Annotated in this window: 4 protein-coding genes and 2 pseudogenes; 3 read left to right on the top strand and 3 right to left on the bottom strand. The window is 69.6% G+C overall.

What is annotated here, in order from left to right:
* Window positions 1-248: pseudogene (locus tag ACZ7IB_RS11150) on the top strand (hypothetical protein); the annotation flags it as partial.
* A gap of 861 nt (window positions 249-1,109) precedes the next feature.
* On the opposite strand, the pseudogene ACZ7IB_RS11145 reads toward ACZ7IB_RS11150, so the two are convergent.
* A pseudogene (locus tag ACZ7IB_RS11145) lies at window positions 1,110-1,271 on the bottom strand (SH3 domain-containing protein); the annotation flags it as partial.
* A 484-nt stretch (window positions 1,272-1,755) separates the two neighbouring features.
* Here ACZ7IB_RS11145 and ACZ7IB_RS11140 point away from each other — a divergent pair.
* Entirely contained in the window at window positions 1,756-2,931 is a 1,176-nt protein-coding gene (locus ACZ7IB_RS11140) for a glycosyltransferase (RefSeq protein ID WP_470911419.1), read from the top strand.
* An 84-nt stretch (window positions 2,932-3,015) separates the two neighbouring features.
* On the opposite strand, the gene ACZ7IB_RS11135 is transcribed toward ACZ7IB_RS11140, so the two are convergent.
* On the bottom strand, window positions 3,016-4,917 hold the full coding sequence (locus ACZ7IB_RS11135) for an AMP-dependent synthetase/ligase (RefSeq protein ID WP_470911416.1): 1,902 nt from the start codon (window positions 4,915-4,917) through the stop codon (window positions 3,016-3,018).
* 108 nt (window positions 4,918-5,025) lie between these two features.
* Window positions 5,026-6,294: an acetyl-CoA C-acetyltransferase gene (locus ACZ7IB_RS11130; protein WP_470911414.1), complete on the bottom strand. Its 1,269-nt coding sequence runs from the start codon at window positions 6,292-6,294 to the stop codon at window positions 5,026-5,028.
* 71 nt (window positions 6,295-6,365) lie between these two features.
* Here ACZ7IB_RS11130 and ACZ7IB_RS11125 point away from each other — a divergent pair, with 71 nt between their 5' ends.
* On the top strand, window positions 6,366-7,685 hold the full coding sequence (locus tag ACZ7IB_RS11125) for a 3-oxoacyl-ACP reductase (protein ID WP_470911412.1): 1,320 nt from the start codon (window positions 6,366-6,368) through the stop codon (window positions 7,683-7,685).
* Window position 7,686: the final 1 nt, after the last annotated feature.

The raw sequence follows: 7,686 nt of genomic DNA, 5'->3' as shown, positions 1-7,686 counted from the left end.
TTGGTACCGGACGCACCCGTCGCACCGGTGAGGCCCTGCAGACCCGTCGCACCCGTCGGACCGGCAGGACCAGTCGCACCATCAGCACCATTGGTACCGGACGCACCCGTCGCACCGGTGAGGCCCTGCAGACCCGTCGCACCCGTCGGACCGGCAGGACCAGTCGCACCATCAGCACCATTGGTGCCGGACGCACCCGTCGGACCGGTGAGGCCCTGCAGACCCGTCGCACCCGTCGGACCGATTAGGCCCTGCAGACCCGTCGCACCCGTCGCACCCGTCGGACCGACAGGCCCAATGGGACCGGTGGCACCCGTGGCACCGTTAGCACCGGACGCACCGGTAGCACCGGTGAGGCCCTGCAGACCCGTCGCACCCGTCGGACCAGCAGGCCCAGTAGCGCCGGTGGCACCATTGGCGCCATTGGCACCGTTAGCGCCATTGGCACCCGTCGCACCCGTGGCACCGGTGGCGCCCTGCAGACCCGTCGCACCCGTCGGACCAGCAGGCCCAGTCGCACCGGTGGCACCATTGGTGCCATTGGCACCGTTAGCGCCATTGGCACCCGTCGCACCCGTGGCACCGGTGGCGCCCTGCAGACCCGTCGCACCCGTCGGACCGGTCGCACCGGTCGGACCGTGAGCACCAACAGCACCCGACGCACCCGTGGCACCGGTGACACCCTGCAGACCCGTCGCACCCGTCGGACCAGCAGGCCCAGTCGCGCCGGTGGCACCGTTAGCACCATTGGAACCCGCCGGACCCGTGGCACCCGTGGCACCGTTAGTACCCGGCAGACCCGTCGCACCCGTCGGACCAGCAGGCCCAGTCGAACCGGTGGCACCGTTAGCACCATTGGAACCCGCCGGACCCGTGGCACCCGTGGCACCCGTGGCACCGTTAGTACCCGGCAGACCCGTCGCACCCGTCGGACCAGCAGGCCCGGTCGCACCGTTGGAACCCGCCGGACCCGTCGGACCCATGGGTCCCGTCGGGCCGGTGTCGCCCACGCCCGGGAAGTCGTCACAGAACGGCACGGTGGTCTGCGTCGAGATGAAGCGGGCGGTCATCCAGCCGCTGCCGTTGGACAGCAGGTACCAGAGTGAGTTCCCGCCGACGTTCTGGCCGACCACCTGGCAGGCGATGGAAACCACGCCGCCGGACGGCACGCTGCCCACGATCTGCGACTGGGTGGTGGGACCGCTACGGATGTTCTGAGAGGTCTGGGAGGTGACCGTCCCGGACACGCTGGCCGCCACCCGGCTGGCCATCACTCGGTTGGCAGCCTGCGAACCCGTGGGGTTCGGCGCTCCGTGAGCGATGTCCATGGGGCACAGCGTCAGGGTCACACCCAACGACATAGCACCCAGGGTTGAACGGGACAGGATGTCCCAGCTTCTCGATTTGTGCATCTTCGGATTCCTTACCGGGTCTGCGTGGATCGGAGCCGTGACTGTGACAGCCGCAACAGGGCAAGGGCATATGCGCCACGCCGGTGATCTACCGTCTGAGTGCTGACAGCTCCCCTTGTGAGTGAGTAGAGCCTCGGCCATCTGCCCCTATTCACATATTGGTTACGCCCGTTGACCATTCCGGCCGGTCGGCCACGCACCCCGAGAATTCCGTGTCGCGTCGCAGCCACTGGATTCCGGCGCACTAGCGTCGCTTTCCTCGGTGATCGGATCAGCCGATCCCTTACACCGCACCAATTCGCCGTGGAGCGTTACTCCATAGAAGTCAGATCGGGAGATGTATATGACAAATCTGATCGACCGTCCTACCGAAGAACGGCCGCCCGCCCTGCTCCGCAAGCCGTCGATCTGCCTCTGCATGATTGTCAAGGACGAGGCGAAGGTCATCGAGCGATGCCTGAACTCCGTACGCGACCTGGTGGACACATGGGTCATCTCCGACACCGGCTCCAGTGACGGAACACAGGAACTGATCCGCGCCACGATGAAGGGGATTCCGGGAGAACTCCACGAGGACCTCTGGGCCAACTTCGGCCACAACCGCACCCTGAACATCCAGCGCGCACGCGGCAAGGCCGACTATCTCCTGCTCATCGACGCCGACATGGCCGTCCGACGGGAGGGCTCACTGTCCGAACTGTCCGAACTGAGCGCCGACTCCTACATGTTGCGCCATCTCGGTGCCCTCGAATACCGCATCCCCCGGCTGGTCAAGGGGGACATCCCATGGCGCTACGAGGGTGCGACCCACGAATTTCTGACCACCGCCCAGCAGCACACCGTCGCCGATCTCTCGGCCCTCAGCATCGAGCATTTCGCCGACGGCGGCTCGCGCGGGGACAAGTTCACCCGGGACGCCCGCCTGCTGCGCGAAGACCTCAAGCGCAACCCGGACAATCCCCGCACGGTCTTCTACCTCGCGCAGACTCTCCGCGACATGGGTGAGACCCGAGAAGCGATCGCGGCGTACGAACGTCGGGCCGGCATGGGCGGATGGGACGAGGAGGTGTACTACGCCCTGCTGCAAGTGGGAGTACTCAAGGCCGACTCCGGTGACTGGCCCGGCGGCATGGACGCTCTCACCCGCGCATGGGAGAGCCGGCCGAAGCGGTTGGAGGCCTGCTACGAACTGACCTGCCGACTACGGAAGATGGGACGCTATCAAGCGGCCAACGCAGTCGCCGTCGCCGGTCTCAATCGCCCCATCCCCGAGGACTGGCTGTTCATGGAGCCCTGGATCTACAGCTGGGGCCTGCTCTTCGAGCACTCCATCACCTCCTACTGGACCGGCGACGCGCGCGGATCGCTGGCTTCCTGCGATCGCCTCCTCGCCCTGCCCGACCTGCCGGCCGACTACCGCGAACAGACCATCAACAACCGTAAGTTCGCGGCCGACCTTGTCGCCGCACGCTCCCGCCGGTCGGCACCCGCCACCTTTGCCCGCCCGAAGACCGCATGACAGGCGCGCGGGACGGCTGAGGGGAAACCGGGAGAGGCGCGGAACAGGTCCGGCCTCGGTGACGATGTGCCGCCGCTTGGGCGGTCACTTCCGGTACAACGCCTCGATCTCCTTCTCGAAGTCCCGTGCGATCACATCCCGTTTCAGCTTCAGCGACGGCGTCAGGTGCCCGCTCTCCTCCGTGAAGTCCCCCGGCAGCACAGCGAACTTGCGGATCGATTCGGCACGCGAGACCAGACGGTTGGCCTCGTCGACCGCGCGCTGGAGTGCGCTGCGCAGCTCCTCGTCCGCCACCAGTTCGCGGATCGGCACGTCCTGCTTCTTCTTCATCTGCCGCCAGTGGGCGAGCCCGTCCGGCTCCAGGGTGATCAGGGCGGTGACGAACGACCGGTTTTCGCCGACCACCATGCACTGGCTGACCAGCGGGTGGGCGCGCAGCCAGTCCTCCAGTGGTGCCGGGGTGACGTTCTTGCCGCCGGAGGTGATGATGATGTCCTTCTTGCGGCCGGTGATCGTGAGGTAGCCGTCCTCGTCCAGCGCGCCGAGGTCGCCGGTGGCGAACCAGCCGCCCTCCTGTACGGGCACGGCCTCGCCGAGTTCGGCGTCCCAGTAGCCCTGGAACACCTGGCCGCCGCTGAGCAGCACCTCGCCGTCGTCCGCGATCCGTACGGCGGTGCCCGGCAGCGGCCAGCCGACGGTGCCGAGGCGTGGTTTGAGCGGTGGGGTGACGGTGGCGGCCGCGGTGGTCTCCGTCAGGCCGTAGCCCTCGTAGATCTCGATGCCGGCGCCCGCGTAGAACGAGGTGAGCCGGCGGCCCAGCGGGGAGCCGCCGCAGATCGCGTACCGGACGTGTCCGCCGAGTGCGGCCCGGATGCGGCGGTAGACCAGCGGGTCGTACAGGGCGCGGGCCGCCCTCAGGACCGGGCCGGGGCCGGGGCCGGTGCCGTGTTCGGCGGCCTCGACGGCCTGTCCGTATCGCCGGGCGATCCTCGCGGCGCGGTCGAACGACGAGGCGCGGCCCATCTTCTCGGCCGTGGCGCGGCCGGTGTTGTAGACCTTCTCCAGTACGTACGGGATGGCCAGCAGGAACGACGGCCTGAACCCGGCCAGGTCGGCCAGAAGGTCCTCGGTCCGGATGGACGGGGCGTGGCCGAGGCGGACCCGGGCCCGCAGACAGCCGATCGCGACCATGCGTCCGAAGACATGGGAGAGGGGGAGGAAGAGGAGCGTGGACGCGGGGTATTCGCTGACCGACTTGAAGACCGGGTGGAGGAGTTCGATCGCGTTGTCGACCTCGGCGAAGAAGTTGCCGTGGGTGAGGACGCAGCCCTTGGGGCGGCCGGTGGTGCCCGAGGTGTAGATAAGGGTGGCGGGGGTTACGGGTTCCAGCGTGGCGCGGCGGGCGGTGACGGCATCGTCGGGGACGTTCCGGCCAAGGCTCTTCAGCCGGCCGAGCGCGCCCGTGTCGAACTGCCACAGGTGGGTGAGGTCGCCAAGCTGCTTGCGTTCCTGGCTTATCAGCCGGCCCTGGTCCGCGGTCTCGACGGCGCAGGCGACGGCACCGGAGTCCTGGAGGATCCAGCGGGCCTGGAAGGCGGAGGAGGTCGGGTAGATGGGGACGGTGACGAGTCCGGCGGCCCAGGCGGCGAAGTCGAGCAGCGTCCATTCGTAGGTCGTACGCGCCATGATCGCGATCCGGTCGCCGGCACCGAGGCCCTCCGCGATGAGGCCCTTGGCGACTGCGAGCACCTCGTCGGCGAACTCCGCCGCCGTCACGTCCTGCCAGCTGCCGTCCGGCTGCTTGCGGCTGAGGACGGCGTCGGCGGGGGCCTCGCGCGCGTTGTCGAACGGGATCTCGGCGAGGGAGCCGCGGCGGACGGGCGGTGCGGCGGGGGGAACGGAGACCTGTTGCACCGAGCCGTCGGCGGCTCTGACCTTGGTCGGCTCGACGAGGGTGGGGGTGGCGGTGGCGGGTGGCGTGGACATGTGCGGCTCCTCAACGTGGGGTCGGGCGGGGCGCCGGGTCCGTCCGGCGGCCGGTTCGTCCTCAATCGCCGGACGGGCCGGATTTTGGCGCCTCTCCGGTTCGGTGCGTCACGGGCGTTCGAGAATGGCCGTGACGCCCTGGCCGCCGGCTGCGCAGATCGAGATCAGGCCCCGGGACGGGGCGTCGCGTTCGGCGAGGAGTTGGGCGAGGGTGGCGACGATTCTGGCGCCCGTTGCGGCGAACGGGTGGCCGGTGGCGAGTGATGAGCCGGTGATGTTGAGCTTGTCCCGGTCGACGGGGGCGAGGCCCTGTTTCTCCCAGGCCGCGAGGGTGGCCAGCACTTGGGAGGCGAAGGCCTCGTGGATCTCGAACAGGTCGAAGTCCTCGATGGTGAGCCCGGCGCGTTCCAGCATGCGCGGTACGGCGTACGCGGGGGCCATCAGGAGGCCGTCGTCGCCGTTCACGTAGTCGACGGCGGCGGTCTCATGGAGCGAGAGGTAGGCGAGCGGTTCCAGGTCGTGGGCCCGGGCCCAGCCCTCGCTCGCCAGCAGTACGGTCGCGGCGCCGTCCGTGAGCGGGGTGGAGTTGCCCGCGGTCATCGTCGCGTCGGGGTGGTCGGCGCCGAACACCGGCTTCAGTGTGGCGAGTTTCTCGACCGTGGAGCCCGGGCGCAGGTTCTGGTCGCGGGTCAGGCCCCGGAACGGGACGACGAGGTCGTCCAGGAAGCCGCGTTCGTACGCGGCCGCGAGGCGCTGGTGGCTGGTGGCCGCGAGGAGGTCCTGGTCCTCGCGGGTAACGCCCCAGCGGCGGGCGGTGATCGCCGCGTGGTCGCCCATCGAGAGGCCGGTGCGGGGTTCGGCGTTGCGCGGGATGTCCGGGACGAGGTGCCGGGGACGTACCCCCGCAAGTGCCTTGATCCTGGCTCCTGCTGATTTTGCCCGTCGGGCGGTGAGCAGCAGTTTGCGCAGCTCGTCGTTGACGCCGAGGGGAGCGTCGCTCGTGGTGTCCGTCCCGCCCGCGATTGCCGAGTCGATCGCACCGAGCATGATTTTGCCGGCGGCGGCGATGACGGCCTGGAGGCCCGTACCGCAGGCCTGCTGGATGTCGTACGCGGGCGTGCGCGGGTCGAGTGCCGAACCGAGTACGGTCTCGCGGGCCAGATCGAAGTCGCGGCTGTGCTTGAGGACCGCGCCCGCGACGAACTCGCCGACCCGCTGCCCCTGAAGTCCGAACCGCTCGACCAGTCCGCCCAGCGCAGCGGTGAGCAGCTGCTGGTTGGAGGCCTGCGCGTAAGGGCCGTCGGAGCGCGCGAACGGAATGCGGCTGCCGCCGATGACCGCGACCCTGCGGGGCTGCGGGAGTGCGAGGGGGATCATCTCGACCAGCTCCTGACTCTTGAGTAACCTTACTCTGGAGTAAATCTACGACCGCGCAGGGAGTCTGGACAATGGCCGACCGCTATCTACACTTCACCGGCACAGCACCCGGCCGTTTCCTGACCCGGAGGCTCGGCCTGCCGCAGCCCACCCCGTTGCGCCGCTGGTCGTTGGAGACCCGGTCGCTGGACGGGCCGCTGCTGCACCTCACCGCCGGGGACTCCGCTGTCACACAGGAGCTCGGCGCACTTCTCGCGGCGACCGGACTCGAAGTCACCGGGCGCGCCGAACGTCCTGCGGGGATGGTGGTGGATGCGACGGCCGTTGGCACCCCCGGCGGGCTCGGTGATGTCCATGCGGCCCTGCACCCGGTGGTCCGCTCACTGGCGCCGGGCGGGCGCATCGTGGTGGTGGGGGTGCGGCCGTCGGCCGACGACCATCATCAGGCCGCAGCCCAGCAGGCCCTCGAAGGGTTTGTACGCTCACTGGGCAAGGAGATCGGCAGGGGTGCCACCGTACAGTTGCTCCGTATCGCGCCGGATGCCGTCACCTCGGCCGGGTCCACCCTCCGCTTCCTGCTCTCACCCCGGTCCGCGTACATCAGTGGTCAGGTGATCGAGCTGACCGCGGCCGCCCCCGATCCCGTCGCCGACTGGGCGGCACCGCTTGCCGGGCGCACCGCGCTGGTCACCGGTGCGGCGCGCGGCATCGGCGCCTCGGTCGCCTCGGTGCTGGCCCGGGACGGCGCCCAGGTCATCTGCCTCGACATCCCGCAGGCAAAGGACGAGCTGACCCGTACCGCCGACCGGCTCGGCGTCACCGCGCTGCCGCTGGACATCACCGCGGCGGATGCCGCGGAACGGATCGCCGCCGCGGCCCCCGGCGGTCTCGACGTCCTCGTCCACAACGCGGGCATCACCCGCGACCGTCGGCTCGCCAACATGCCGGCCGACCGCTGGGACTCGGTCATCGACGTCAACCTCGGCAGTGTGCTGCGCACCACGGACGCCCTGCTCCAGGCGGGCACCGTCAACCGCGGGGGCCGGATCGTCGCCACCGCGTCCATCGCCGGTATCGCGGGCAACAACGGCCAGACGAACTACGCGGCGAGCAAGGCGGGCATCATCGGCCTGGTCCGTTCGCTGGCTCCGCGCGCCGCCGCCGACCACGGTGTCACGGTCAACGCGGTGGCCCCCGGCTTCATCGAGACGAAGATGACCGCGGCCGTCCCCCTCTTCATCCGGGAGGCGGGCCGCCGGATGAACTCCCTCTCGCAGGGCGGCCTCCCGGTCGATGTCGCCGAGACGACCGCCTGGTTCGCCCAGCCCGCGTCGACGGCCGTCAACGGTCAGATCGTGCGGGTCTGCGGCCAGAGCCTGCTGGGTGCGTGAC

This window comes from Streptomyces sp. NPDC037301, from assembly GCF_055602785.1.
Note: the sequence above shows the minus strand (reverse complement) of the source record. Positions and strands in the feature narration are given on the sequence as shown.